The sequence below is a fragment of the Rhodococcus sp. ACS1 genome, assembly GCF_002300155.1.
GTDB lineage: Bacteria > Actinomycetota > Actinomycetes > Mycobacteriales > Mycobacteriaceae > Rhodococcus_F > Rhodococcus_F koreensis.
Window position 1 is genome coordinate 1,322,692 of the sequence record NZ_NSDZ01000001.1, and the last position, 24,614, is coordinate 1,347,305.

Genomic DNA, 24,614 nt, shown 5'->3' on the forward strand with positions numbered 1-24,614 from the left:
CTACTCCGGACGCAGGGTGAGGATGCGCGGTCCGTCCTCGGTGACAGCGACGGTGTGCTCCCAATGCGCGGCACGAGTGCCGTCCGTGGTGACGACAGTCCAATCATCCTCGAGGACAACGGTATCCGTGGTCCCGAGGGTCAGCATCGGTTCGATCGCGAGAACGGATCCGACCACCAGCTGGGGTCCCTTGCCCGGGGCTCCCTCGTTGGCGAGGAACGGCTCCATGTGCATTTCGCGGCCGATGCCGTGACCGCCGTAGCCGTCGACGATGCCGTACTTGCGGTCGTGCGCGACCTCGGCGGCGCGGGTACCGAGTTCGATGGCATGCGAGATGTCGGTGAGCCGGTTGCCGGCCAGCATGGCCGCGATGCCCGCCTCCATCGACAGCCGGGTGGCCTCGCTGAGTTGCTGGTCCGCTTCGATGATGTCGCCGACACCGAAGGTCCACGCAGAATCGCCGTGCCAGCCGTCGAGAATGGCGCCGCAATCGATGGAGACGAGGTCTCCCTCGGCGAGAATGTCTTCTGCCGAGGGAATCCCGTGCACCACGCGATCGTTCACGGACGAACAGATCGACCCGCTGAACCCGTGGTAGCCCTTGAACGACGGCACGGCGCCTGCGCCGCGGATGACCGACTCGGCCACCTCGTCGAGTTCGAGCGTGCTCACACCCGGCTTCGCCGCTTCGCGGACCGCGACGAGAGCCGCACCGACGATGGCACCGGCGGCCGCCATCGCGTCCAGCTCGCCCGCGGTCCGGAACGGAACGACCTTGCGTTTACGCCCGAAGCCCATTACTTGCCCAGCGCTGCCAGTGCGCGAGCGTTGACCTCGTCGACCTCACCGAGGGCGTCGACGGTCACCAGCTGCTCCTTGTAGTAATCGAGCAGCGGCGCGGTCTCCTCGCGGTACACCCGGAGCCGGTTGCGGATGACGTCCTCCTTGTCGTCGGCGCGGCCACGGGCCAGCATCCGCTCGACCACGACGTCTTCGTCGACGATGAACGACAGCACTGCGTCGAGCTTGGTGTTCAGCTCGGCCAGGATCGCCTCGAGCGCCTGGGCCTGGTCGACGGTCCGGGGGAAGCCGTCCAGCAGGAAACCGTTGGCCGCATCGGGCTCGCCGACGCGGGCCTTCACCATGTTGTTGGTGATCTCGCTGGGAACCAGGTCCCCGGCGTCCAGGTACTTCTTCGCCTCGAGGCCGAGAGGGGTGGCCTGGCCGATGTTCGCGCGGAACAGGTCGCCCGTGGAGATGTGCGGGACGCCGAGCTTCTCGGACAGAATCGCGGCCTGGGTGCCCTTGCCTGCACCGGGAGGACCAAGGAGGACAAGTCTCACTTGAGGAACCCTTCGTAGTTACGTTGCATCAATTGACTTTCGATCTGCTTGACCGTGTCCAGGGCGACGCTGACGAGAATCAGCACGGCCGCACCACCGAAGATGCTGCTGGAGGTCTGGCTTCCGGACAGGAAGAAGTGGGGCAGCACCGCGATCAGGCCGAGGTAGATCGAGCCGGGAACGGTGATGCGGTTGAGCACGTAATTCAGGTAGTCCGCGGTGGGGCGACCCGGGCGGATACCGGGGATGAAGCCGCCGAACTTCTTCATCTCGTCCGCGCGCTCTTCCGGATTGAACGTGATCGCGACGTAGAAGAACACGAAGAACACGATCAGCGCGAAGTAGATCACGATGTACACCGGGTTGTTCGGATTCACCAGGTACTCGTTGATGATCCGCTGCCACCAGCTGGGGTCGGCGGACGACGTGGCACCGGTGAGCTGCGCGATGAGGTTCGGCAGGTACAGCAGCGAGGACGCGAAGATGACCGGGATGATGCCGGCCTGGTTGACCTTCAGCGGCAGGTACGTCGACGAACCGCCGTACATCTTGCGGCCGACCATGCGCTTGGCGTACTGCACCGGGATGCGCCGCTGGCCCTGCTCGACGAAGACCACGCCGGCGATGATGGCGAGCGCCGCGACGCAGATGATCGCGAAGATCAGTCCCCCGCGGCTGTCCAGGATGGCCTTGCCCTCGGACGGCAGGCGGGACGCGATACCCGAGAAGATCAGCAGCGACATGCCGTTGCCGACGCCGCGCTCGGTGATGACCTCGCCGAACCACATGACGAGGGCAGCGCCCGCGGTCATGACCAGCACGATGATCACGAGGCCGAAGATGCTCTTGTCGGCGATGATCTCTTCCTGGCATCCCTGCAGCAGCTGGCCGCGCGACGCGAGCGCCACGATGCCGGTGGCCTGCAGGATCGCCAGGGCGATCGACAGATAGCGCGTGTACTGCGTCATCTTCGCCTGGCCGGACTGGCCTTCCTTCCGGAGTTCCTCGAACTTCGGAATGACGACCGTCAACAGCTGGACGATGATGCTGGCCGTGATGTACGGCATGATGCCGATCGCGAAGATGGACAGCTGCAGCAGTGCACCGCCGGAGAACAGGTTGATCAGCGAGTAGATGCCCGCGGAGTCGCCGCCCGACAGCTGATCGACGCACGATCGGACGTTGCCGTAGTCGACACCCGGCGACGGGATCACCGCGCCGATGCGATACAGCGCAACGAGACCGAGCGCGATGAGGATCTTCCGCCTCAGGTCCGGGGTCCTGAGGGCCGAGACGAAGGCGGAAAGCAAAGATCCTCCTGGCACGACGGTGGGGAGACGAAGTCGTAACCGACTTGTCCGTGAATGAACTCTAGAACTCTAACAGTGGCAACTGAACGCACAGTTGGGAGACCTGCGGCAGTGCTTCCCGTACAGCCGCAAATGGCCGCAGTACAGCGCGAGGCTGTACTGCGGCCATCTACTGGCTAGCGGTGATAGCTCACAGCTCGGTGGCGGTACCACCGGCAGCAGCGATCTTCTCCTTGGCGGAGCCGGTGAACTTGTCGACCGTCACCTGGACGGCGACAGTCAGGTCGCCGTCGCCGAGAACCTTGACGAGCTGGTTCTTGCGAACGGCACCCTTGGCAACGAGGTCCTCGACCGTGACCTGTCCACCTTCGGGGAACAGACGGGCGATGTCGCCGACGTTGACGACCTGGTACTCGGTGCGGAACGGGTTGGTGAAACCCTTGAGCTTGGGCAGACGCATGTGCAGCGGCATCTGTCCACCCTCGAAGGCGGCGGGCACGTTCTTGCGGGCCTTGGTGCCCTTCGTGCCGCGACCTGCGGTCTTGCCGCGCTTGCCGCCTTCACCACGACCGACGCGAATCTTGTCCGACTTGGCTCCCGGCGCGGGGCGCAGGTGATGCAGTTTGATGGTCATGGTTAGACCTCCTCAACTGTGACGAGGTGGCGCACCACGTTGATCAGACCGCGGTTCTGGGCATTGTCCTCGCGGACAACCGTCTGACGGATGCCCTTCAAGCCGAGGGTGCGCAGCGAGTTCCGCTGGTTCTGCTTGGTACCGATGGTGCTCTTGATCTGAGTGACCTTGAGTTCGGCCATTACTTCACGCTCCCAGCCTGTGCGCGCGCACGCAGCATGCCGGCGGGGGCAACGTCCTCGAGGGCGAGACCGCGGCGAGCGGCAACTTCCTCGGGGCGCTGCAGGCCCTTGAGCGCAGCGACGGTCGCATGCACAACATTGATGGCGTTGTCGCTACCGAGCGACTTCGACAGAATGTCGTGGATGCCGGCGCATTCCAGCACGGCACGCACCGCGCCACCGGCGATGACACCGGTACCGGGGCTTGCCGGACGCAGCATGACGACGCCCGCTGCGGCCTCACCCTGAATCGGGTGCGTGATGGTGCTGCCGATCATCGGAACACGGAAGAAGCTCTTGCGAGCCTCCTCGACGCCCTTCTGGATGGCCGCAGGAACTTCCTTGGCCTTGCCGTAGCCGACGCCGACCAGTCCGTTGCCGTCGCCCACGATCACCAGAGCGGTGAAGCTGAAGCGACGACCACCCTTGACGACCTTCGACACGCGGTTGATCGTGACGACGCGCTCGATGTGGTTCGACTTCTCGGCCGACTGTCCGCCGCGACGATCGTCGCGACCGCCACCACGACGGTCGCCGCCGCCGCGGTTGTCCCCGGTGTTGGGGCCATTCTGTCCGGCGGGTCCGCTTCCGCCGTCACGCCTCTGACGTCCCGGCATCAGGCTGTCCTTCCGTTCATGTACTCGGTCTTGGTCATCAGAACTTCAACCCGCCTTCGCGAGCTGCGTCCGCAAGGGCCGCGATGCGACCGTGGTAGCCGTGTCCGCCGTGGTCGAACACGACGGCCTCGACACCGGCTGCCTTCGCGCGCTCGGCGATCAGCTGACCGACCTTCGCACTGAGGGCCTTCTTGTCGCCGTCCGCTGCACGCACGTCGGCCTCGGTGGTCGACGCCGCGGCCAGGGTGTGGCCTGCGAGGTCGTCCACGAGCTGGACGTGGATGTGGCGCGAGGACCGGTTGACGACCAAGCGGGGACGCTCGGGCGTGCCGGAGACCTTCTTGCGGAGACGGAAGTGACGACGCACCTTCGACAGGCGACGCTTCGTGGACGCATCCTTGCCGAGCGGAACCCGCTTGGCTTTCTGGTTTGCAGTCTGGCTCATATCACTTACCCGTCTTTCCGACCTTGCGGCGGATCTGCTCACCCTCGTAACGCACGCCCTTGCCCTTGTACGGGTCCGGACGACGGAGACGACGGATGTTGGCCGAGATCTGCCCGACCTTCTGCTTGTCGATGCCCGACACCGAGAACTTGGTGGGCGACTCGACCGCGAAGGTGATGCCTTCCGGAGCCTCGATCGGGACCGGGTGGCTGTAGCCGAGTGCGAACTCGAGGTCCTTGCCCTTCAGAGCAACGCGGTAACCGACGCCGTGAATCTCCATCTTGGTGGTGTAACCGTCGGTGACACCGGTGATGAGGTTCTGCACCAGGGTGCGAGACAGACCGTGCAGCGCGCGGCTGCGACGCTCGTCGTCCGGACGGGTCACGCTGAGCGTGCCGTCGTCGTTCTTCGCAATGGCAATCGGCTCGGAGATCGTGAGGGCCAGCGAGCCCTTGGGACCCTTGACCGTGACGTCCTGGCCGTCGATCGAGACGTCGACGCCGCCGGGGACGGTGACGGGAATCTTTCCAATACGCGACATTGTGGTGGCCTCCCTTACCAGACGTAGGCGAGGACTTCCCCGCCCACTCCTTGATTGGCCGCCTGGCGATCGGTGAGCAGGCCGGTGGACGTGGAAATGATCGCCACGCCGAGGCCGCCCAGAACCTTGGGCAGGTTGGTGGACTTCGCGTACACACGCAGACCGGGCTTGGAGACGCGGCGCACGCCGGCAAGGCTGCGCTCACGGCTCGGGCCGTACTTCAGGTCGACGATGAGGGTCTTGCCCACCTCGGCGTCTTCGGTGCGGTAGTCGGCGATGTAACCCTCGCGCTTGAGGATCTCGGCGATGTTCGCCTTGATCTTCGAGTGGGGCAACTTCACCTCATCGTGGTACGCCGTGTTGGCGTTGCGCAGACGTGTCAAGAAGTCTGCGATGGGGTCGGTCATGGTCATGAGGTTGACCTCTACCTTTCTCACAACGGTTCCCTCTGCCGTTTCCGGCGCAGGCCTATCGCGAAGTAGGTCTTACGTTTCCCGGTCCGAGGTTACGAACCGGAAGTCTGTGGGGGTGACGCCGTCGCCGTTGCGGCGACGGCGTCACCGGCTCACCAGGAGCTCTTGTGAACGCCGGGCAGCTCGCCGGCGTGCGCCATCTCACGGACGCAGATTCGGCACAGGCCGAACTTGCGGAACACCGAGTGCGGACGGCCGCAGCGCTGGCAGCGGGTGTAGGCGCGCACCGCGAACTTGGGCTTCTTGTTGGCCTTGTTGACCAATGCCTTCTTAGCCATTAGCTCAGTTCTCCTTGAACGGGAAGCCGAGGTGCTTCAGCAGGGCACGGCCTTCTTCGTTGTTGGTCGCGGTGGTCACCACGGTGATGTCCATGCCGCGCGGGCGGTCGATCTTGTCCACGTCGATCTCGTGGAACATCGACTGCTCGTTCAGGCCGAACGTGTAGTTGCCGTTGCCGTCGAACTGGTTGCCCGACAGGCCGCGGAAGTCCCTGATGCGGGGAAGCGCGACGGACACGAGACGGTCCAGGAACTCCCACATGCGGTCGCCACGCAGCGTGACGCGGGCACCGATCGGCATTCCCTCGCGGAGCTTGAACTGCGCGATGGACTTGCGTGCCTTGCGGATCTCGGGCTTCTGACCGGTGATCAGAGCGAGATCGTTGACGGCACCGTTGATCAGCTTGGCGTCGCGCGCGGCGTCACCGACACCCATGTTGACGACGACCTTGACGACGCCGGGGATCTGCATCACGTTGGCGTAGTCGAACTCGGTGTTCAGCGCAGCCTTGATCTCCTCGCGGTAGCGAGTCTTCAGGCGCGGCTGGATCTTGTTCTCAGTGGAGGTCATGTCAGATGTCCTTCCCGTTCTTCCGGGAAATCCGAACGCGCTTGCCGGACTCTTCGTCGGTCCGGTAGCCCACGCGAGTGGGGTTGCCGTCCGAGTCGACGACCGCGACGTTGGAAACGTGGATCGGGGCTTCCTGCGTGACGATGCCGCCGGAGGAAGCTCCGCGCTCGTTCGCGGAAACCGCGGTGTGCTTCTTGATGCGGTTCACGCCTTCGACGAGGACCTTGTTGGTCGCGGGGTAGGCCTGGATGACCTTGCCCTTCGCGCCCTTGTCCTTGCCGGCGATGACCAGCACGGTGTCACCCTTGTGCACCTTCATCACAGCACCTCCGGGGCGAGCGAGACGATCTTCATGAACTTCTTCTCACGCAGCTCACGGCCGACGGGGCCGAAGATGCGGGTGCCACGGGGATCGTTGTCCGGCTTGATGAGGACGGCGGCGTTCTCGTCGAACTTGATGTACGACCCGTCCGGACGGCGGCGTTCCTTGGTGGTGCGGACGATGACGGCCTTGACGACCTCGCCCTTCTTGATGTTTCCACCCGGGATGGCGTCCTTGACGGTGGCGACGATGATGTCACCGATCCCGGCGTAGCGGCGAGACGAACCACCGAGAACGCGGATGCAGAGAATCTCCTTGGCACCCGTGTTGTCGGCGACGCGCAGCCGCGACTCCTGCTGAATCACTTACTTCTCCTTGACCTGGACTGTTGCACGGCAGATTTCCGACCCGACGTGCGCGGTCTGCACCCGTGCCCTGCGAGAGGGGCCGCCCGGGTGGGCGGCACAACGGTGGGGTTGCCGTGCGTCTGCCGCAAGGCAACCCCACCATCGTACTGGATGCATTATTCGGTTTCTTACTTGGCCTTCTCGAGGACCTCGACGAGACGCCAGTGCTTGGTCGCGGACAGCGGACGGGTCTCCATCAGCTGCACGCGGTCACCGATGCCTGCGACGCCGTTCTCGTCGTGCGCCTTCACCTTGCTGGTGCGCCGGATGATCTTGCCGTAGAGCGGGTGCTTGACCCGGTCCTCGAGCTCGACCACGATCGTCTTCTCCATCTTGTCGGAGACGACGTATCCGGTGCGGACCTTACGGCTGCCGCGCTCTTCAGTGCTCACTGCTTTTTCCTCACTCATGCCGCGTCACCTGCGTCCGGACCGACGGCCAGCCCGAGCTCACGCTCACGCAGAACGGTGTAGATGCGCGCGATCTCGTGACGGACGGTACGCAGTCGACGGTTGTTGTCCATCTGACCCGTGGCCATCTGGAAACGAAGGTTGAACAGCTCTTCCTTCGACTCACGAAGCCGGGTGACCAGCTCTTCTTCGGTGAGCTCGCGGAGCTCTGCGGCTGGGGTTCCAGTAGCCATCAGAACTGCTCCTCCCTTGTCACGATCCGGCACTTGCACGGGAGCTTGTGCATCGCGCGACGCAGGGCCTCACGAGCGATCTCCTCATTGGGGTAGCTCATTTCGAACATCACGCGACCGGGCTTGACGTTCGCGATCCACCACTCGGGCGAACCCTTACCGGAACCCATGCGGGTTTCGGCCGGCTTCTTGGTGAGGGGGCGATCCGGGAAGATGTTGATCCAGATCTTGCCGCCACGCTTGATGTGCCGGGTCATGGCGATACGAGCGGACTCGATCTGCCGGTTGGTGATGTAGGCGGGCTCGAGAGCCTGGATGCCGTAGTCACCGAAGGTCACCTGGGTTCCACCCTTGGCGGCACCCGAACGGCTCGGATGGTGCTGCTTGCGGTGCTTGACCCGCCGTGGGATCAACATGCGTCAGCCCTCCTTCTGTTCAGTCGTAGCGGGTGCATCGGCGGTGGCGGTCGCTGCGCGGCCGGCATCGGTGCTGGTCGCGGTGGTGCCGGTGGCACCGGAGCGACGGGGACGGCTCGGACGCTCACGCCGCGGGCGGTCGCCTGCGGGAGCAGCCACGTTGGCGGCGAGCTCACGCTTGCCACCGACGATGTCGCCCTTGTAGATCCAGACCTTCACGCCGATGCGGCCGAAGGTGGTCTTGGCCTCGTAGAGGCCGTAGTCGATGTCCGCGCGAAGCGTGTGCAGCGGCACACGGCCTTCGCGGTAGAACTCCGACCGGGACATCTCGGCGCCGCCGAGACGACCGGAGCACTGAACGCGGATTCCCTTGACGTTGGGCTGACGCATGGCCGACTGGATGGCCTTGCGCATCGCGCGACGGAAGGCGACACGGTTCGAGAGCTGCTCGGCCACACCCTGTGCGACGAGCTGAGCCTCGGCCTCGGCGTTCTTGACCTCGAGGATGTTCAGCTGGACCTGCTTGCCGGTCAGCTTCTCGAGCTCGGAACGGATGCGATCGGCTTCGGCGCCGCGGCGGCCGATGACGATGCCCGGGCGGGCGGTGTGGATGTCGACACGAACACGGTCACGCGTGCGCTCGATCTCGACCTTCGCGATGCCCGCGCGCTCCATGCCGGTGGCGAGGAGCTTACGGATCGCGACGTCTTCCTTGACGTACTCCGCGTACTGCTTGTCTGCGTACCAGCGAGACTTCCAGTCGGTGGTGATGCCGAGGCGGAAGCCGTGCGGGTTGATTTTCTGGCCCACTACTGAGCACTTCCCTTCCGGCGATTACGGGTCGATGTTCCGGTCTTCGGCAGGCTCTCCACGATCACGGTGATGTGACTGGTGCGCTTGCGGATACGGAACGCACGTCCCTGTGCACGCGGCTGGAACCGCTTGAGGGTCGCGCCCTCGTCCACGAACGCCGTGGCGACGACAAGCGTGCTCGGGTCGAGGTCGAGGTTGTTCTCGGCGTTGGCCGCTGCGGAGGCGATCACCTTGGCGACCGGCTCGCTCGCTGCCTGCGGCGCGAACTTCAGGATGTTCAGGGCGTCTTCAACCGAACGCCCGCGGACCAGGTCCACAACGCGACGCGCCTTCATCGGCGTGACGCGCACGTGGCGCGCTACTGCCTTGGCGGTCGGGTTGGCGGTTTCGGTGTTGCTCATCGCCTCTTCGCCTTCCGATCATCCTTGATGTGACCCTTGAACGTGCGGGTCGGTGCAAACTCTCCGAGCTTGTGTCCGACCATCGAGTCGGAAACGAACACGGGGACGTGCTTGCGGCCGTCGTGAACCGCAAACGTGTGGCCGATGAAGTCCGGGATGATCGTGGAACGACGGGACCAGGTCTTGATGACCTGCTTGGTTCCCTTTTCGTTCTGCACGTCCACCTTCGCGAGGAGGTGGTCATCGACGAACGGGCCCTTCTTGAGGCTGCGTGGCATCCTTCACTCCCTCCTAGCGCTTGTTCTTGCCGGTACGGCGACGACGGACAATGAGCTTGTCGCTCGCCTTGTTCTTGCGGGTGCGGCCCTCGGGCTTGCCCCACGGGCTGACCGGGTGGCGACCACCGGAGGTCTTACCCTCACCACCACCGTGCGGGTGGTCGACCGGGTTCATCACGACACCACGGACGGTCGGGCGCTTGCCCTTCCAGCGCATACGGCCGGCCTTGCCCCAGTTGATGTTCGACTGTTCGGCGTTGCCGACCTCACCGATCGAGGCGCGGCAGCGAACGTCGACTCGACGGATTTCGCCGGACGGCATACGCAGCGTGGCGTAGGTGCCTTCCTTACCGAGCAGCTGGATGCTGGATCCGGCCGAGCGGGCCATCTTCGCGCCGCCACCCGGGCGGAGTTCCACCGCGTGGATGGTCGTACCCGTCGGGATGTTGCGCAGGGGCAGGTTGTTGCCGGGCTTGATGTCGGCGCCGGCACCGGACTCGACCGGTGCACCCTGGAACAGGCCCTTGGGGGCGATGATGTAGCGCTTCTCGCCGTCCGCGTAGTGCAGCAGGGCGATACGCGCGGTGCGGTTGGGGTCGTACTCGATGTGAGCGACCTTGGCCGGCACGCCGTCCTTGTCGTTGCGACGGAAATCGATCAGCCGGTAGGCGCGCTTGTGTCCGCCACCCTTGTGCCGGGTGGTGATACGACCGTGTGCGTTACGTCCACCGCGTCCGTGGAGCGGGCGAACCAGCGACTTCTCGGGGGTCGACCGAGTGATCTCGGCGAAGTCCGAGACGCTCGAGCCACGACGGCCCGGGGTAGTCGGCTTGTACTTACGGATTGCCATGAGTCTTCTCGTCCTCTATGTCTCGTCAAGTCCCGGCGCTTACGCGACCGGTCCTCCGAAGATCTCGATGGGCTTGCTGTCGGCCGAGAGGGTCACGAGCGCGCGCTTGGTGTCCTTGCGCTTGCCGTAACCGAACCGGGTCCGCTTGCGCTTGCCCTGACGGTTGGCGGTGTTGACGCTGGTCACGGTGACGCCGAAGATCTTCTCGACGGCAATCTTGATCTGCGTCTTGTTCGAGTCCGGGTGCACCAGGAAGGTGTAGGTGCCTTCCTCGATCAGTCCGTAGGACTTCTCGGAGATGACCGGGGCGAGCAGGATGTCGCGGGGATCGGCGATGGTGCTCACTTGCCCTCCTCCTTGTTCTCTTCCTGGGCGGTCTCGGCGGGCCCGTGGATGAACGCGTTGAGCGCCTCGACGCTGAACACGACGTCATCGCTGTTGAGCACGTCGTAGGTGTTGAGCTGGTCGGGTGCGATGGGGTGCACGCCGTCCAGATTCTGGACGCTCTTCCAGGCCGCGATGTCCGCGCGTCCGACGACGAGCAGGACCTTCTTGCGATCCGAGATCTCGCCGAGGAAGGTGCGGGCGGACTTCGTGGACGGAGTCTGACCGGCGACCAGTTCGGTGATCACGTGGATGCGCTCGTTGCGGGCCCGGTCGGAGAGGGCTCCGCGCAGGGCGGCGGCCTTCATCTTCTTGGGGGTCCGCTGGCTGTAGTCGCGCGGCTGCGGGCCGTGGACGGTGCCACCACCGGCGAACTGCGGTGCACGGGTCGAGCCCTGACGAGCGCGGCCGGTGCCCTTCTGGCGGTACGGCTTCTTGCCACCGCCGCGAACCTCGCCGCGGGTCTTGGTGGAGTGGGTGCCCTGACGTGCAGCGGCGAGCTGCGCGACGACAACCTGGTGAAGAAGCGCGATGTTGGCAGGCGCGTCGAAGACCTCCGCGGGGAGATCGACGGTGCCGTTGGTCTTGCCGCCGGCGACCTTGACGTCCAGCGTCAGCTTGGTCGTCGATGTCTCGGTGCTGGTCATGCTCGTGCACCACCCTTCACTGCACTCTTGACGATCACGAGGCCACCCTTGCGGCCGGGGATCGCACCCTTGATCAGCAGCAGGCCGTTCTCGGCGTCCACCTTGTGAACGGAGAGGTTCTGCGTCGTGATGCGGTCGCTACCCATGCGGCCGGACATGCGCATGCCCTTGAACACGCGGCCCGGAGTGGCGCAACCACCGATGGAACCGGGGCGACGGTGAACGGCCTGTGCACCGTGCGATGCACCCTGACCGGCGAAGCCGTGGCGCTTCATGGTTCCGGCGAAGCCCTTACCCTTGCTGGTTCCGGTGACGTCGACGTAGGCGCCGTCCTCGAAGACCTCGGCGGTAAGTTCCTGGCCGACCTCGTACTCCGAGGTGTCGGCAACGCGGAGCTCCACAACGTGGCGGCGCGGGGTGACGCCGGCCTTGGCGAACTGGCCGGAAGTCGGCTTGTTCACCTTGCGCGGGTCGATGGCGCCGAACGCGAGCTGCACGGCGCTGTAGCCGTCACGCTCTTCGGTACGAATCTGGGTCACGACGTTCGGTCCGGCCTTCACGACGGTGACCGGAACGACCCGGTTGTTCTCGTCGAAGACCTGGGTCATGCCGAGCTTGGTGCCCAGGATTCCCTTGATCTTGGTATCAGTCATTGTTTTTGTCTCCGCCGCGCTCACTGAATGTTGACGTCGACGCTGGCCGGAAGGTCGATGCGCATGAGCGCGTCAACCGTCTTGGGCGTCGGGTCGAGGATGTCGATAAGCCGCTTGTGAGTACGCATCTCGAAGTGCTCGCGCGAGTCCTTGTACTTGTGCGGCGAGCGGATGACGCAGTACACGTTCTTTTCGGTCGGCAACGGCACGGGTCCAACGACGCGGGCCCCGGTACGGGTCACCGTCTCGACGATCTTGCGCGCTGACGCGTCGATCGCCTCATGGTCGTAGGCCTTGAGCCTGATGCGGATCTTCTGTCCCGCCACGCTTAGTGTCCTTTTCTTGCCGCGTTTCGTAGTCCCACCCGAGTCGGGCCGAACTACCTCGTCTGCACAGTCCCTTACCTGGGCCGCAACTGTCCGAACGCTAGGCGACCGGGACACACCCGATCCGCTGCCGCTGTTCATCTGTCATGGTTCTCCGGTACACGCGGTCGGGCGTGTCGCCCTCCCACTCATTCTCCGACCCGCAACTTTTCAGCTCTTCGGGCCGGGAACGCGTACCGGATGCACTCGTTTCGAGTGCCAGTAGGTACTGCTTCCGTCTTGCATGTGGCCGCGAGCAGGTCATTCGATCTACACCGCGACGTTTCACCCCACCTGTTTCGGGCCGCAAACGATCGCGTCCCAGACAAGGCAACCCGACCAGTATGCCGTACCGGGCAGAAGAGATCAAACCGGGCTCGATCACTCTCGCCGGGCCTGAAACTTACTTTCAAGTAATATCTGGGCATGACACCCTCGAGCCCCACTTACGCCGCCTGGCAGAAGCTCCCCGACAACGCGCTCGGACACGCGTTGTTCTCCGTCGGCATGTGCATCCGCGTCCCCTACTTCGGTTCGGTGCTCCCCCGCGTCGTCGAGATGCGGCCGGGCCGTTGCGAGGTGCGGGCGCCCAAGTGGTGGGGCGTCCGCAACCACCTGGGCACGTTCCATGCGATCGCCGCGTGCAACCTCGCCGAGGCCGCCATGGGCATGCTGTCCGAGGCGACCGTGCCGTCGACCCACCGGTGGATCCCGAAGTCGATGACCGTCGACTACCTCGCCAAGGCGAACGGCCCGCTGCGCGCCGTCGCGGAACTGACAGAACTGCCGGACTTCGGCGCGATCACCGCGGGCACCGACGTGGTCGTGCCCGTGCGCATCCTCGACCGCCGGGGAGCCGAGGTGGTCCACGCCGACATCACGACGTGGGTCACCCCTGAGTAGTAAGGACAGAAGTAGACAGGGACAGAAGCAGCAGGAGCGACCGGCTACGGGTCGGCGCGCACCCGACGGGGACGCGAAAGGCGCATGTCGAAGCTCACATTCGGTCCGGCGGTCGCGGGGGCGACCCGAATTGCCCTGTGGCGCTTGTCCCGAACCAGAACGTTGCGGCACGTCACGACATTCCGGCCGATCGACCCGGTGAACGCCGCGGCAGCAGGGGACGAAGTGGTACAGACGTCCGGCAATTATCGTGTGCGTGTCTCGACGCGTTACAAAAGTTTCCGCTTCCCGTTCGGCGGGCGCGAAGGTGTACGCCGGTCTGCGTTGATCACCTTCTTCGCGTGACATACTCGGGGACATGCCTGCACCTGACACCGCCGTTCTTGTCGAGGGAATCGAGAAATCCTTCGGTGACGTAGCAGCGTTGCGGGGTGTCAGCTTCGAGGTGCCCCGCGGCACGGTGCTGGGCATCCTGGGCCCCAACGGCGCAGGGAAGACCACCACCGTCAACGTGCTGTCGACGTTGCTGCGCCCCGATGCGGGCCGCGCATTCGTCGCCGGGCACGACGTGGTCGAGGAGGCGGCCGACGTCCGTCGCAGCATCATGATGACGGGCCAGTACGCCGCTCTCGACGAGTCGTTGACCGGCCGCGAGAATCTCGTGCTGTTCGGCCGCCTGATGGGCCTGCCCAAGACGGCGGCGAAGGCGCGGGCGCAGGATCTGCTGACCCAGTTCGATCTGCTGGACGCGGGCGACCGGAAGGTGTCCGGGTATTCCGGCGGTATGCGCCGGCGCGTCGACATCGCCTGCGGCCTGGTGATCCGGCCCGAGGTGGTGTTCCTCGACGAACCGACTACCGGCCTCGACCCCCGCAGCCGCCAGGGCGTGTGGTCCCTCGTCTCCGCACTCAAGGAGCAGGGCATCACCATCCTGCTGACCACGCAGTACCTCGAAGAGGCCGATCTACTGAGCGACAACATCGTCGTCATCGACAAGGGCACCGTGATCGCCGAGGGAACGGCCGACGAACTGAAGGCGCGAACCGGCGGAAGCTACTGCGAGGTCGTCCCGGTGAGCCTCGACGACCTGCCGCGGGTCCGGGAGATCCTCACGAGCCTGTGCCCACCCGGCAGGGCCATCGAGGAAAGCACCGACCGGTTGTCGATTCCCGCCGAACACGGCGCCCAGACTCTCGCCGAGGTGCTGCGCCGCCTGGACCTCGCCGAGGTAAAGCTCGCCGACATCGCTCTGCGGCGCCCGTCCCTCGACGACGTGTTCCTCTCACTCACCGGGCACGTCCACGTCGACGAGAGCCTGCCGTCGTGACGGCGCCCGCCCAGCTCGGATTCGAGAGCACCCTCGGCAGCAGGCACCGGCGACCGCGTCCTTCGAGCATCCAGCAGTGGATTGCGTTGTCCGCACGCAACCTGCACACGATGTGGGTCTTCGGCCAGTTCTTCATCGCAGTGCTGGCGCCGTTGATCTTCACCATCGGCTTCTACCTTCCGCTACGCCTGGTCATGAAGTTCCAGGGCATCGACTATGCACAGTTCGTCATGCCGATCATCGTCCTGCAGGCGATGGCGTTCACCGCGATTTCGGCAGCGCACCGCGCGGCCACCGAGGCGTCGAACGGGATGAACTCCCGGTTCCAGACCATGCCGATCGGCGCGGCAATTCCGTTGGCGGCACGGATGACCGCCAGCCTCGTACAGTCTTCGATTTCGCTCGTGGCCTCGATCTGCTACGGGTTGCTCATCGGATTCCGATTCTCCGGCGGTGTGGGACAGACTGTTGCGTTCTGCGCACTGGCCATGGCCATCGGGTTCACACTCACGACTGGTGCCGATGCGCTCGGCACCCTCACCCGAAGCCCTGAAGTGACCAGCCAGGCCCTGACACTCCCCCAGCTGATCCTCGGCATGTTCTCCTCCGGTTTCGTGCCAGTGACGCAATTCCCCGAGTGGGCACAGGGCTTCGTGCGGAATCAGCCGATCTCACAGTTCTCGACGGCCATGCGCGCGATGACCGATGGGACGATCACGTTCCAGCTACTGACGCCGACGTTGCTGTGGTGCGCGGGGTTTGCGATCGTCTTTCTTCCACTGTCGATCTGGTCGAATGTGAGGCGCGGATGACCACCGAATACCGATCCGACTCGCCTGTGACGGTGACCTTCCCCGAAGTCGTCGAACCCCACCCGGAGAACTCTCTCGCCGCTCTCTTCTCGCACAGTCTGTTACAGACGAAACGACTTCTGCTGCGCTGGGCCCGCGACCCGTACACGATCATTCAGGCGATCGTGTATCCGGCGCTGATGTTGTTCATGTTCTGGGCTGTCCTCGGCATCTCGATCACCAAGGCCACCGGCGTCAACAGCGTGTATGGGACCGTTCCGATGATCACGCTCGTCGGCGCCATGTTCGGGTCCATCGCCGGCGGTCTGTCGCTGAAGAAGGAATGGGCCGACGGGCTCCTGAGCCGGTTCTGGGTGCTGCCCGTCCACCGGGCCTCCGGACTGCTCAGCCGTCTCATGGCCGAGGCCGTCCGAATCGCCCTCACCACCGTGCTGATCATCGCCGTCGGTTTCGCCCTCGGGTTCCGGTTCGACCAGGGCATCCTCGCCGGCATCGCGCTGATGCTCCTGCCCCTGCTGTTCGGATTGAGTTTCGCGACGATGGTGACGGCCCTCGCCGTCAACGCTGCGAAGGCGCCACTCGTCGAAATTCTCTCCCTGCTGTGCACTCTGCTGCTGTTCTTCAACTCGGGATTCGTGCCCACCGGCGCCTACCCCACTTGGCTTCAGCCGTTCGTGGAGAACCAGCCGATGTCCTGCGCGATCGACGCGATGAAGGGACTGTCGATGGGCGGTCCCGTCGCGGAACCTCTGCTGAAGACGATCGCGTGGTCGGTCGGCGGCCTGCTGATCTTCACCTACCCCGCGGTGCGCGGTTACCGCCGGGCCGCGGGCACCCCGGCGTAGCAACCGCGCCTAGCGTGGGGTGACGCCCGTCAGCGGGGGTTCGATGACCAGCGGATCGTCCGCGGTGGGTGGGCCGTAGACACCGCCGTTCCTGGTCGCGTTCTCCTGACCGAGGTCGTCGGGTCGAGGGACGTTCATGGCGCCGCGCTGCTCGAGATACTGCTGCGACTGGCAGGTCCAGTCCAGCGCGGGCGTGCTCGGTTCCGCCTCGGTCACCAGACGGCGTGGGGCGTCGTACACGCACATCGGCCCCTGCGTTCCGACGAGGAGAAGGTCGGCGAGGCCGCCCTTCTCGATCGACGCGATCTTCGGTAGTGCGCCGGGCATGATGGTCAGGCCGTATTCGAGGGAGGGGGTCCGGTCGCCGACGATCTCGGTGGGGAGAACCAGATTCGCCATCAGGGTGCCCAGGGAGTCGCGGTTGCCCGACAGCAGTGCGTCCAGGCTCGCCATCGTCTGCGGCGAGCGTCCGAGCAGGTCGACGAGCGCGGAGTCGTGGGCCCGCAACTGCTCGAGCACGCTGCGGGCGGTGCTCGCCGATTCGGGGAGGGCCGCGGTGAAGCCGTCCACCGTGTCCAGGAGCGGCATCCCCTTGTTGACGATGGTCGACAGTGCGTCGGTGCGGGTTTCGAGGGTCCGCGCGATCTCGGCGGAACCGTCGAGCATGTTCTGCAGGTCGGGTCCGGTGCCTCCGAAGGCGGTGCCGAACGTGTCCGCGAGCGAGGACAGGGCGGTGACGTCCATCGAGTTCACGAGGTCCGTCGTCTGGACGAGGGTCGCGTCGAGCGATCGCGGAACTCCCTCCTGCGGGACGTCGATGAGGTCCCCGTCCGCGAGGTACGGCGGATCCGCGCTGTCGGGCATGATGTCGAGCGCCTGGATGCCTATCGCGTTCTCGGTGGTGATCTTCGCGGTCGAACCGGCGGACACCTGTGTGCCGGGGTGCAGTTCGATGCCGAGGACGATGCCCGTCCCCTCCTCGTTCACGTCGACGGAGCTGATCTTTCCCACGCCGACTCCGCGGTAGTTGACGGATGCCCCCTGCGCGAGACCGGCGGCGTGGTCGAGCCGGGCGGTCAGGTGAATGGGGTCTCCGAACGTGTCCGGGCCGGTGACGTACCGCAGCCCGAACAGGATGGCGGCGACCGAGATGACGAGGAACAGCACCAGTTGCGCCACGACGTGGCGTGTCATCATCGGACGCCTCCGCCGAGTACCTCGGGCAGCGTGCGGGCTTCGGGCACCTCGAGCGGAGCCGAGCCGGTGAGCAGCTTCGCGATGACGGCCGTGACGTCGAATGTTCCGTCGAATGTCGTGTAATCACCGGGTGTGGCCGCGGCGAATCCGCCGAGGAACGTCGCCACCGAGTCCAGGGTGGGGGCGAGTTCCGACTCGAAGCCGTCGAGGGCGGCTAGCACGGTCCCGGCGTCGCTGATCTCGGTCGACAGTGCGGATCCGGAGCTGCCGAGGACACGTTCCGCCTCGCGGCTGAGCCGGGACGCCTCCCCCATCAGAGCGGTGATCTGATCTCGTTGCGACACCAGGAGATCCACCATCGGCGCCAGGTCGGTCATCGCCCGGTCGAGGACCGGTTGCCCGGCGGCGAGTTCCGCTGCGAACGCATGGGACGCCACCATCGCCCGATCGAGTTCGTCCCGGTGGTCGTCGACGACGCCCAGCGTATCGTTCAGCATGTCCACCAGTTCCCGGATCTTGTCGGAGCGGCCGGTGAAGGCGGCGGTCAATTCGTTCATGATGGCGTGTATCTGGTCGATGCCGCTGCCGTTGAGCACCGTGGCCAGGGCGGCCAGCCCGCTTTCGATGTCGGGGCCGCGCGACGTCTGCGCCGGCGGGAGCACGTCGCCCTCGCTCATCGGTGCGCCGGCCGCATCCGCGACATCGAGTCGGATGAAGGGATTGCCGAGGGCCGTGGGCAATTCGATGCGTGCCGTCGCGTCCCGCGGAATCGGGACGTCATCGCGGATCCGCATCTCGACCTCTGCGGTGAAATCCCGGGTCGACACGTCCGAGACACGGCCCACCACTTCCTGTCCCACCCGGACCTCGGCGCCGGGCACGACGCGATCGACGCCGTCGAACTGCGCGGTGATTTCGTAGGACGGACCGTCCGGTGAGCGGCCGACCGACAGTTCCTGGAGGCTCAGCGAACAACCGGCGGCGGGCAGCGTCGCGCCGACGATCAGCGCCGCCGTCAGCGACGTCGTTCTCGTGCGGATCGTCATCGTCCTCCGACCATGAGTTCGCGCAGCCCGAACGGGTCGGACATGCTGGGCGGAAACTGAATCGGGTTGGTGATTCCGGCTCCCCGGCAGAGGATCGGATCCACCACCGCGCAGAGTGGGGACGTCGGCTCGGCCTGCGCCAGGTTGGTGGAGATGTTCAACCGGATGCGGGCACGCTGGTCGGGAGTGACCGCGCGCTGGATGTTGTCGATCAGCAACGGCACCAGGTCCATGATCTCGGCGAGGTCGGTGTCGTGTCGCTGCAGCATCTCGCTCACCCCCGCCAGATCGTCGATGCCGGCGGCGATGTCGCCACCCCGGGCGGACACGAGGTGGTCGATCTGATTCAGCAAGGCGGACAGCTGATTCACCGTGTCGCCGATCGCGAACTGCTGCCCGGCGAATTCGTCTCCGATGGCGGTGAGCGACCCGGAGAGGGAGTCGACCTGCGCCTGACGCGCCGAGATCGCGTGGACGAGTATCTCGAGGTTGTCGACGAGCGCTCCGACGTCCGCGCTGTTGCCCGCGATCACCGAGCTCGCCTGCGACAGTGTGCGGATGGCGTCGTTCATCGCGGGACCGAGCCCGTCCGTGGACGCCGCGGCTGCCGAGATCGCGGCGCCGGCGTCGCCGCCGTCGGGGCCGAGGGTCTTGACGACGGTGTCGACGCTGTCCATCAGCTGGTCCCAGGTGATGGGCGAATGACTGCGTTCGGGGGGAATGGTCTGCCCGCTCTCCAGCACCGGACCGCCGGTGTACGCGGGACCGAGTTCGACGAAACGCTCCCCGATCGCGGAGGACACCAGCACGTACGCGTGCGCGTCGGCGGGCACCACGACGTCGGACGCGATCGACATCGTGACCGTCACCACCCCGCCCCGCGGTTCGACGGACCCGACGGTGCCGACGGGCACGCCGAGCACGGTCACCTCGGTGCCGGGGAACACGCCGTTGACGTAGGCGAATTCGGAATGAATCACGGTCGAGGAGGTGCGGAAGATCAGCAGCCACCCGGCCACGACGATCGCCACCACGAGGACGAGCACGCCGCCGATCCCGACGACCCGGCGTGCGGTTCCCGCGTTCACGAGCATCCCGTGATCAGTCCGACGACGCAGAGCAGGTTGTCGGCGATCACGGCCGACGGCGCCGACACGTCGGCCCAGTCACCGTTTCCGGTCGCGTTGACGAGCGCCCTCGCCGCCGGTGCACCCGTGGTGAGCAGTGCGTCGAGGTTGGCGAGGTTCGCGTCGAGTCGCTCCGTCACCTGCCGCGCGTTCGCGAGCAGTGAGTCGAGTTCGGCGGTGTTCTCCCCCAGGAACTGGGACGCCTGCGCGATCAGGGCCTGGAGATCGTCGACCATCCGGCGGATCGCCTCGCGCCGGGTGGCGAGCGTGTTCATCACGACGTCGGCGTTGCCGAGCAGGGTGGTCAGCTGATCCTGCTGACCGACCAGCACGTCGGTGAGGGTTCGCGAGCTGTCGAGCAGTTGCGTGACCTGATCCGCGTTCTTCGCCAGGATCGCGGACGCCGCACTCACCCCGGACAGTGCCTCCCGGTTGAGGGTCGCGTCCTGCGGCACCGTGTCCGTCACGACGGTGAGCATCTTCTGCAGTCCGCCGAGGTCGAGGTCGTCCGCCGTCTCGAGCGCGGACGAGCCGATGTCGTCGAGCGAGTACGGAACGCTGGTGCGGCTCAGGGGAATCACTCCGTCGTCGCCCAGGTCGCCGGGCCCCGACGGTGACACGTCAAGATACCGCTTGCCGAGGATGGTCGACAGTTTGACGCCCGCGGACGTCGTCGACCCGAGGTGACGCGCGCCGTCGAGCCGGAAGTGGACGACCACGTGATCGCCCGCCAGGTCCACCGCGGTCACCCGGCCGGCGGGCACCCCGGCCACGTACACGTAGTCGGAATCGGTCAGGCCTGCGGCGTTCGCGAGTTCGGCGGTGTAACCGTCGGTTCGCACACTGAAGCTCACCCGCGGGATCACGAGAACCAGGGCCAGCGCCAGCGTCGCGGCGATGATTCCCACGATTCCGACGATCAACGGGTTGACGGGCCGCACCCGCTGGTTTCCGGCCAGCGCGTCCCAGACGTCGCGCACCGTGTCGGTGACACTCATTGGCAGTACCTCGAATGCAGGTCGGGACCGAGGGCGCCTTCGCGACCGTCGACGTTGACGATGAACGTGCACAGGTAGATGTTGAGCCAGGAACCATAGGAGCCCGAGCGGTCGACGGAAGCAAAGAATTGCGGCATGGCCACCATCAGGTGATCGAATTCCGGGTCGGCACCGACCATCGCCCCCGTCAGCGATTCGAGTCGGTTCACCGTGCGGCCGAGTTCCGGAACCCGCCCGTCGACGATCTGCAGCGCCGAGCGGCTCACCGCCGCACTCTGATCGAGGGTGTCCATGAGAACCTCGTTGTTCTCGGCGAGCATCCCGCTGAACTGGGTGAGGCTGTCGACGAGGTGGGACAGTTCCGGACCGCGGGCCGCCGCCGTTCCCACCACCACCTCGAGGTTCGCGATGAGATCAGCGATCAGCTGATCGTGATTCGCGAGGGTGCCGGTGACGTCCGCGACCCGGCGCAGCAGCGTTTCCATGCTCGTCTTCCGGCCGTCGAACACGGCGACGACTTCGGTGGCGAGTTCGTTGACCTGCTTCGGGTCGATCGCGTCGAACAGCGGCTTGAATCCGTTGAAGAGACTCGTGAGATCGAGTGCGGGCGACGTCCGGTCGAGCGGAATCGTGTCGCCCTCCGCGAGGGTGCCCTCCTCGCCCGACGAACCTGCCGCGAGATCGAGATACCGGATCCCGAGCAGGTCACCGTATCGGATCGCGACTGTCGTGGCGGCGGGCAGAGTCTGATCGCGCTGCACCTCGAAATTCACCAGGGCGGTGGCGCTTCCGGCGTCGCCGTCGACGATGTCGACCGAAGCCACCCGTCCCACCCGCACACCGGCGATGGTGACGTCGCTGCCGGCAGTCACCCCCTGGGCGTCGGTGAACAACGCCTTGTACGCGACGGTCGGTCCCTCCACCGGCACCCGCAGTGTGTTCACCACGAGGACCGCGGAGAGAATTCCGAAGACGGCGAAGACCGCCAGTTTGATTGCCGAGTTCCGGACGCTCATCCTCCGCCACCGCCCCCGCAGTTCGGTCCGTTCAGGCCGGGGTACCGCGGGCAGTCGGACGAGCTGTAGGGCCGCGGGTTCGACAGGTCGGCGGCGACCCGCACCGCGAACTTACCGGTGGAGAAGACGGCGGCGCCGGCGTCACCGAACGGACCCGCCTCGTCCAGCGTCGCCCGCAGCAGGTCGGACTTGCCGGCCAGGGTGCCCAGGGTCGGCGAGACATTCAGTGCCACCGCGATCATGTTGTCCGCGTTCCGCTCCAGGACGTCGCCGGAGTTCCTCGTCACGACGAGGGAGGCGGCGAGGAAACCGGTGAAGCTGCCGGTGTTCTCGACGAGGGTGTTCGACAGCGACACCGCCGCGTCCATGCTTGCGAGGACGTCGGGTGCGGCCGTCGCCAGCTGTTCGCTGATCCGTGCGATCTGCGGCGCGCGCTCCGCGAGGGAGTCGACGAGAGGCGCGGTCGACTGCGCCACCGTGTGGAGGCTGTCGATGGTGTGCCCCAATTGTTCGCCGCGCCCGCGCAATGCGTCGGCGACGGCGCTGAGCGCGGCCTGCATCTGCTCGGGCTTCACCCGGGACACCAGGTCGTAGACCTTCGAGTACAGGTCGTACATCTGGACGGTCTCGGCCGACGTGTCGGGTTGCAGCCGGGCACCGGCCTCGAGCCGCGCACCGCCGGTTCCCGCGGTGGACACCAGCTCGACGGTCTGGTCGCCGAACAACGTGCGGGGCACCACCCGCACCTGGACGGACGCCGGGATGTGCTGCATCTGTTCGGGGCGGAGACTGATGTCCATGCCCGTCTCGTCCTGTCCGGGGTCGACGCTCGACACGGTGCCGACGGTTGCGCCCTTGTAGGACACCGTGGTGTGCGCCTTCACCGCACCGGCGTCCGCCGGAAGCGTCGCCGTCACCACGGGGTCGGTGACGATCGCACCGGTGCCGAAACCGACCAGCAGCGCCGATCCGACGGCCAGGACCGCCACTCCGATCACACCCCGCACCGCGAGGGCACCGTTGCCCGGACCTCCCGGGCGGCCGCGCATCACGGCAACCCCAGAGCCGGGGCGGAGGGGACGAGACCCCACAGGGTGAGCGTCAGCAGCAGGTCGACGATGCCGATGGCGAGGATGCTGGTACGCAGCGCGCGCCCGGCCGCCCGGCCGACGCCCTCGGGCCCGCCGTAGGCGTGATACCCGTACGAGCAGTGCACGAGCGCGATGATCGTCGCGAACACGATCGCCTTCACGAACGAGTACGCGACGTCGGTGGGCGTGAGCATGAGGTGGAAGTAGTAGTCATAGGTTCCGGCCGACTGCCCGCTGAACGTGACGATCACCAGTCGCGAAGCCAAATAGGACGACAGCAGCCCGACGACGTACAGCGGCACCACACAGACCAGGCACGAGACCAGCCTGGTGCTCGCGAGGAACGGCAGCGACGGGATCGCCATCGCGTCCAGCGCGCTGATCTCCTCCGAGATGCGCATCGCGCCGAGCTGTGCGGTGAACCCCGTCCCGACCTTCGCGGCGAGCGCGATGCTGGCGATGACGGGCGCGAGTTCGCGGGTGTTGAGGATCGCGGACAGGAGCCCGGACAGCGACCCCATTCCGAGCAGGTCCAGTCCGCGCAACCCCTCGATGCCCACCTGCGTCGCCGCGACCGCGGACATCGCGAAGACGACTCCGATCGCTCCGCCGCCGGCGAGCAGGGTCGCACCACCGAAACTGATGTCGCCGATCTGCCGCATGATGTGCCGCCAGTACTTTACGACCGCGAGGGGGACGCCTGCGATCACGCTGCCGTAGAACGTGAATTCCCGGCCCAGTCCCGTCATCAGTTCGAGGGGCTGCCGGACCCTGGACCGCACCCAGTGTGCTGCGGGCCATCGGGTACTCACGACCATCAGTAACCACCTACGGGGACGACGAGAACGGAATAGAGCTGACTGAGCACGGTGTTGACGATGAACACGAGGATGAAGGCGAGCACGACGGCCTCGTTCACGGCGTCGGCGACACCGCTGGGTCCGCCTTTGGCGTGCAGCCCTTTGAAGCTGGCGACGAGCGCCGACGTCACCGCGAACGCCATCGACTTGACGAGGGCGACCACGAAATCCGACAGCCGCGTGTACTGGGACAGTGCCGCGAGAAAACTTCCCGCCGAACTGTTCTGGACGACCACCTGGAAAAGGAAGCACGCCGACACTCCGACGGCGGTGACCATGGCGCAGAGTGCGACGCCGACCAGCACCGCGGCGAGCACCCGTGGAACCACGAGCCGCTCGATCACATCGAGTCCGAGGACCTCCATGGCCTCGACCTCTTCGCGGATCGTGCGCGAGCCGAGGTCCGCGCAGATCGCGGACCCGCCCACCCCGGCCAGCATCAGCGCACAGACCAGCGCGGACGCCTGCCCGACGATCACGAACCCGACGACCGCCCCCGTGTACCCCTCGGCGCCGAGCTGACCGGCGAGGCTGCCGATCGTGACGGCGATGAGGACTCCGATGGGGATCATCAGCAGCAGGGCCGGCGCCGACGTAACCGAGGCGATCCGCCAGGCCTGGTCCAGCAGTTCCCGCCAGGCCAGTTTGCGCCGCACCAGAACTCGGACGGCGGCCACCGTGGTCGCGATCGAGAACCCGATGAGCGCACCGACTTCGTTGGCGAAATGGCTGACGGGCCCTTTGGCGGGTGGCAGCTGGAATGTCACGCGGTCCTCCCCC

At 66.0% G+C, this 24,614-nt stretch carries 36 protein-coding genes; 4 read left to right on the forward strand and 32 right to left on the reverse strand.

The window, feature by feature from the left end:
* The 24 genes from map to rpsJ form a co-directional block, all read right to left on the reverse strand.
* The gene (gene map, locus CJ179_RS06360) at window positions 1-798 is read right to left on the reverse strand and encodes a type I methionyl aminopeptidase (RefSeq protein ID WP_072945709.1); all 798 of its coding nucleotides are present in this window, start codon (window positions 796-798) and stop codon (window positions 1-3) included.
* Window positions 798-1,343 (reverse strand): adenylate kinase, encoded by a 546-nt coding sequence (locus tag CJ179_RS06365; RefSeq protein WP_072945707.1) that lies wholly within the window; start codon window positions 1,341-1,343, stop codon window positions 798-800. The genes map and CJ179_RS06365 overlap by 1 nt, the downstream gene beginning before the upstream one ends.
* The gene (gene secY, locus CJ179_RS06370; protein WP_072945705.1) at window positions 1,340-2,653 is read right to left on the reverse strand and encodes a preprotein translocase subunit SecY; all 1,314 of its coding nucleotides are present in this window, start codon (window positions 2,651-2,653) and stop codon (window positions 1,340-1,342) included. Before secY ends, CJ179_RS06365 begins: the two co-directional genes overlap by 4 nt.
* A gap of 190 nt (window positions 2,654-2,843) precedes the next feature.
* Entirely contained in the window at window positions 2,844-3,287 is a 444-nt protein-coding gene (rplO, locus tag CJ179_RS06375) for a 50S ribosomal protein L15 (RefSeq protein ID WP_005239667.1), read from the reverse strand.
* Between the two features lie 2 nt (window positions 3,288-3,289).
* Window positions 3,290-3,469 (reverse strand): 50S ribosomal protein L30, encoded by a 180-nt coding sequence (gene rpmD / locus CJ179_RS06380; protein WP_005253859.1) that lies wholly within the window; start codon window positions 3,467-3,469, stop codon window positions 3,290-3,292.
* Window positions 3,469-4,125, reverse strand: a complete 657-nt coding sequence (rpsE, locus tag CJ179_RS06385) for a 30S ribosomal protein S5 (protein ID WP_072945703.1) — start codon at window positions 4,123-4,125, stop codon at window positions 3,469-3,471. Before rpsE ends, rpmD begins: the two co-directional genes overlap by 1 nt.
* Window positions 4,126-4,162: 37 nt before the next feature.
* A complete protein-coding gene (gene rplR / locus CJ179_RS06390; protein WP_095860921.1) occupies window positions 4,163-4,570 on the reverse strand; it encodes a 50S ribosomal protein L18 in 408 nt (135 codons plus the stop codon).
* A gap of 1 nt (window position 4,571) precedes the next feature.
* Window positions 4,572-5,111 (reverse strand): 50S ribosomal protein L6, encoded by a 540-nt coding sequence (gene rplF / locus CJ179_RS06395; protein ID WP_009479371.1) that lies wholly within the window; start codon window positions 5,109-5,111, stop codon window positions 4,572-4,574.
* A 14-nt stretch (window positions 5,112-5,125) separates the two neighbouring features.
* Window positions 5,126-5,524, reverse strand: coding sequence for a 30S ribosomal protein S8 (gene rpsH, locus CJ179_RS06400; protein WP_005239657.1), 399 nt, complete (start codon window positions 5,522-5,524; stop codon window positions 5,126-5,128).
* A gap of 152 nt (window positions 5,525-5,676) precedes the next feature.
* Complete coding sequence (locus CJ179_RS06405; RefSeq protein WP_005239644.1) at window positions 5,677-5,862, reverse strand: type Z 30S ribosomal protein S14; 186 nt, start codon at window positions 5,860-5,862, stop codon at window positions 5,677-5,679.
* A gap of 4 nt (window positions 5,863-5,866) precedes the next feature.
* Window positions 5,867-6,433, reverse strand: a complete 567-nt coding sequence (rplE, locus tag CJ179_RS06410) for a 50S ribosomal protein L5 (RefSeq protein WP_005239642.1) — start codon at window positions 6,431-6,433, stop codon at window positions 5,867-5,869.
* Window position 6,434: 1 nt separating this feature from the next.
* Window positions 6,435-6,752: a 50S ribosomal protein L24 gene (gene rplX / locus CJ179_RS06415; protein ID WP_005239640.1), complete on the reverse strand. Its 318-nt coding sequence runs from the start codon at window positions 6,750-6,752 to the stop codon at window positions 6,435-6,437.
* Entirely contained in the window at window positions 6,752-7,120 is a 369-nt protein-coding gene (rplN, locus tag CJ179_RS06420; RefSeq protein ID WP_005239639.1) for a 50S ribosomal protein L14, read from the reverse strand. Before rplN ends, rplX begins: the two co-directional genes overlap by 1 nt.
* A gap of 170 nt (window positions 7,121-7,290) precedes the next feature.
* A complete protein-coding gene (gene rpsQ / locus CJ179_RS06425) occupies window positions 7,291-7,572 on the reverse strand; it encodes a 30S ribosomal protein S17 (RefSeq protein ID WP_005239638.1) in 282 nt (93 codons plus the stop codon).
* Window positions 7,569-7,805: a 50S ribosomal protein L29 gene (gene rpmC, locus CJ179_RS06430; RefSeq protein WP_005239637.1), complete on the reverse strand. Its 237-nt coding sequence runs from the start codon at window positions 7,803-7,805 to the stop codon at window positions 7,569-7,571. The genes rpsQ and rpmC overlap by 4 nt, the downstream gene beginning before the upstream one ends.
* On the reverse strand, window positions 7,805-8,221 hold the full coding sequence (rplP, locus tag CJ179_RS06435) for a 50S ribosomal protein L16 (protein WP_005239636.1): 417 nt from the start codon (window positions 8,219-8,221) through the stop codon (window positions 7,805-7,807). Before rplP ends, rpmC begins: the two co-directional genes overlap by 1 nt.
* Before the next feature lie 3 nt (window positions 8,222-8,224).
* Window positions 8,225-9,031, reverse strand: a complete 807-nt coding sequence (gene rpsC / locus CJ179_RS06440) for a 30S ribosomal protein S3 (protein ID WP_095860922.1) — start codon at window positions 9,029-9,031, stop codon at window positions 8,225-8,227.
* The gene (gene rplV, locus CJ179_RS06445; protein ID WP_005239634.1) at window positions 9,031-9,435 is read right to left on the reverse strand and encodes a 50S ribosomal protein L22; all 405 of its coding nucleotides are present in this window, start codon (window positions 9,433-9,435) and stop codon (window positions 9,031-9,033) included. The genes rpsC and rplV overlap by 1 nt, the downstream gene beginning before the upstream one ends.
* Window positions 9,432-9,713 (reverse strand): 30S ribosomal protein S19, encoded by a 282-nt coding sequence (rpsS, locus tag CJ179_RS06450; protein WP_003940820.1) that lies wholly within the window; start codon window positions 9,711-9,713, stop codon window positions 9,432-9,434. Before rpsS ends, rplV begins: the two co-directional genes overlap by 4 nt.
* A gap of 13 nt (window positions 9,714-9,726) precedes the next feature.
* On the reverse strand, window positions 9,727-10,563 hold the full coding sequence (gene rplB / locus CJ179_RS06455; RefSeq protein ID WP_015889918.1) for a 50S ribosomal protein L2: 837 nt from the start codon (window positions 10,561-10,563) through the stop codon (window positions 9,727-9,729).
* 39 nt (window positions 10,564-10,602) lie between these two features.
* Window positions 10,603-10,908, reverse strand: a complete 306-nt coding sequence (gene rplW / locus CJ179_RS06460; RefSeq protein ID WP_005239632.1) for a 50S ribosomal protein L23 — start codon at window positions 10,906-10,908, stop codon at window positions 10,603-10,605.
* Window positions 10,905-11,594 (reverse strand): 50S ribosomal protein L4, encoded by a 690-nt coding sequence (gene rplD, locus CJ179_RS06465; RefSeq protein ID WP_095860923.1) that lies wholly within the window; start codon window positions 11,592-11,594, stop codon window positions 10,905-10,907. The genes rplW and rplD overlap by 4 nt, the downstream gene beginning before the upstream one ends.
* Window positions 11,591-12,247 (reverse strand): 50S ribosomal protein L3, encoded by a 657-nt coding sequence (gene rplC, locus CJ179_RS06470; RefSeq protein ID WP_009479366.1) that lies wholly within the window; start codon window positions 12,245-12,247, stop codon window positions 11,591-11,593. The genes rplD and rplC overlap by 4 nt, the downstream gene beginning before the upstream one ends.
* Before the next feature lie 20 nt (window positions 12,248-12,267).
* Entirely contained in the window at window positions 12,268-12,573 is a 306-nt protein-coding gene (rpsJ, locus tag CJ179_RS06475; protein ID WP_003938093.1) for a 30S ribosomal protein S10, read from the reverse strand.
* Between the two features lie 465 nt (window positions 12,574-13,038).
* On the opposite strand from rpsJ, the gene CJ179_RS06480 reads away from it, so the two are divergent.
* The 4 genes from CJ179_RS06480 to CJ179_RS06500 all read left to right on the forward strand — a co-directional run bounded on the left by CJ179_RS06480 (window position 13,039) and on the right by CJ179_RS06500 (window position 16,499).
* Window positions 13,039-13,515: a hotdog fold domain-containing protein gene (locus CJ179_RS06480; protein ID WP_072945697.1), complete on the forward strand. Its 477-nt coding sequence runs from the start codon at window positions 13,039-13,041 to the stop codon at window positions 13,513-13,515.
* A 358-nt stretch (window positions 13,516-13,873) separates the two neighbouring features.
* Window positions 13,874-14,842 (forward strand): ATP-binding cassette domain-containing protein, encoded by a 969-nt coding sequence (locus CJ179_RS06490; RefSeq protein ID WP_095860925.1) that lies wholly within the window; start codon window positions 13,874-13,876, stop codon window positions 14,840-14,842.
* Entirely contained in the window at window positions 14,839-15,654 is an 816-nt protein-coding gene (locus CJ179_RS06495) for an ABC transporter permease (protein ID WP_095860926.1), read from the forward strand. The genes CJ179_RS06490 and CJ179_RS06495 overlap by 4 nt, the downstream gene beginning before the upstream one ends.
* A complete protein-coding gene (locus tag CJ179_RS06500) occupies window positions 15,651-16,499 on the forward strand; it encodes an ABC transporter permease (RefSeq protein ID WP_095860927.1) in 849 nt (282 codons plus the stop codon). The genes CJ179_RS06495 and CJ179_RS06500 overlap by 4 nt, the downstream gene beginning before the upstream one ends.
* Before the next feature lie 9 nt (window positions 16,500-16,508).
* Here the strand turns inward: CJ179_RS06500 and CJ179_RS06505 are convergent, their stop codons facing one another.
* Genes CJ179_RS06505 through CJ179_RS06540 form a run of 8 tightly spaced genes read right to left on the reverse strand, consistent with a single transcriptional unit; the run spans window position 16,509 to window position 24,601 of the window.
* Window positions 16,509-17,696, reverse strand: coding sequence for an MlaD family protein (locus CJ179_RS06505; RefSeq protein ID WP_095860928.1), 1,188 nt, complete (start codon window positions 17,694-17,696; stop codon window positions 16,509-16,511).
* A complete protein-coding gene (locus CJ179_RS06510; protein ID WP_095860929.1) occupies window positions 17,693-18,742 on the reverse strand; it encodes an MCE family protein in 1,050 nt (349 codons plus the stop codon). Before CJ179_RS06510 ends, CJ179_RS06505 begins: the two co-directional genes overlap by 4 nt.
* Window positions 18,739-19,836 carry an MCE family protein gene (locus CJ179_RS06515; protein WP_095860930.1) on the reverse strand — a complete coding sequence of 366 codons (1,098 nt, stop codon included), beginning with the start codon at window positions 19,834-19,836 and terminating at the stop codon, window positions 18,739-18,741. The genes CJ179_RS06510 and CJ179_RS06515 overlap by 4 nt, the downstream gene beginning before the upstream one ends.
* Window positions 19,827-20,867, reverse strand: a complete 1,041-nt coding sequence (locus CJ179_RS06520; protein ID WP_072945679.1) for an MCE family protein — start codon at window positions 20,865-20,867, stop codon at window positions 19,827-19,829. The genes CJ179_RS06515 and CJ179_RS06520 overlap by 10 nt, the downstream gene beginning before the upstream one ends.
* Window positions 20,864-21,883 (reverse strand): MCE family protein, encoded by a 1,020-nt coding sequence (locus CJ179_RS06525; RefSeq protein ID WP_095860931.1) that lies wholly within the window; start codon window positions 21,881-21,883, stop codon window positions 20,864-20,866. Before CJ179_RS06525 ends, CJ179_RS06520 begins: the two co-directional genes overlap by 4 nt.
* Window positions 21,880-22,932, reverse strand: coding sequence for an MCE family protein (locus CJ179_RS06530; protein ID WP_095860932.1), 1,053 nt, complete (start codon window positions 22,930-22,932; stop codon window positions 21,880-21,882). The genes CJ179_RS06525 and CJ179_RS06530 overlap by 4 nt, the downstream gene beginning before the upstream one ends.
* The gene (locus tag CJ179_RS06535) at window positions 22,932-23,792 is read right to left on the reverse strand and encodes an ABC transporter permease (protein ID WP_095860933.1); all 861 of its coding nucleotides are present in this window, start codon (window positions 23,790-23,792) and stop codon (window positions 22,932-22,934) included. The genes CJ179_RS06530 and CJ179_RS06535 overlap by 1 nt, the downstream gene beginning before the upstream one ends.
* On the reverse strand, window positions 23,792-24,601 hold the full coding sequence (locus CJ179_RS06540) for an ABC transporter permease (protein ID WP_072945674.1): 810 nt from the start codon (window positions 24,599-24,601) through the stop codon (window positions 23,792-23,794). The genes CJ179_RS06535 and CJ179_RS06540 overlap by 1 nt, the downstream gene beginning before the upstream one ends.
* Between the last annotated feature and the right edge of the window lie 13 nt (window positions 24,602-24,614).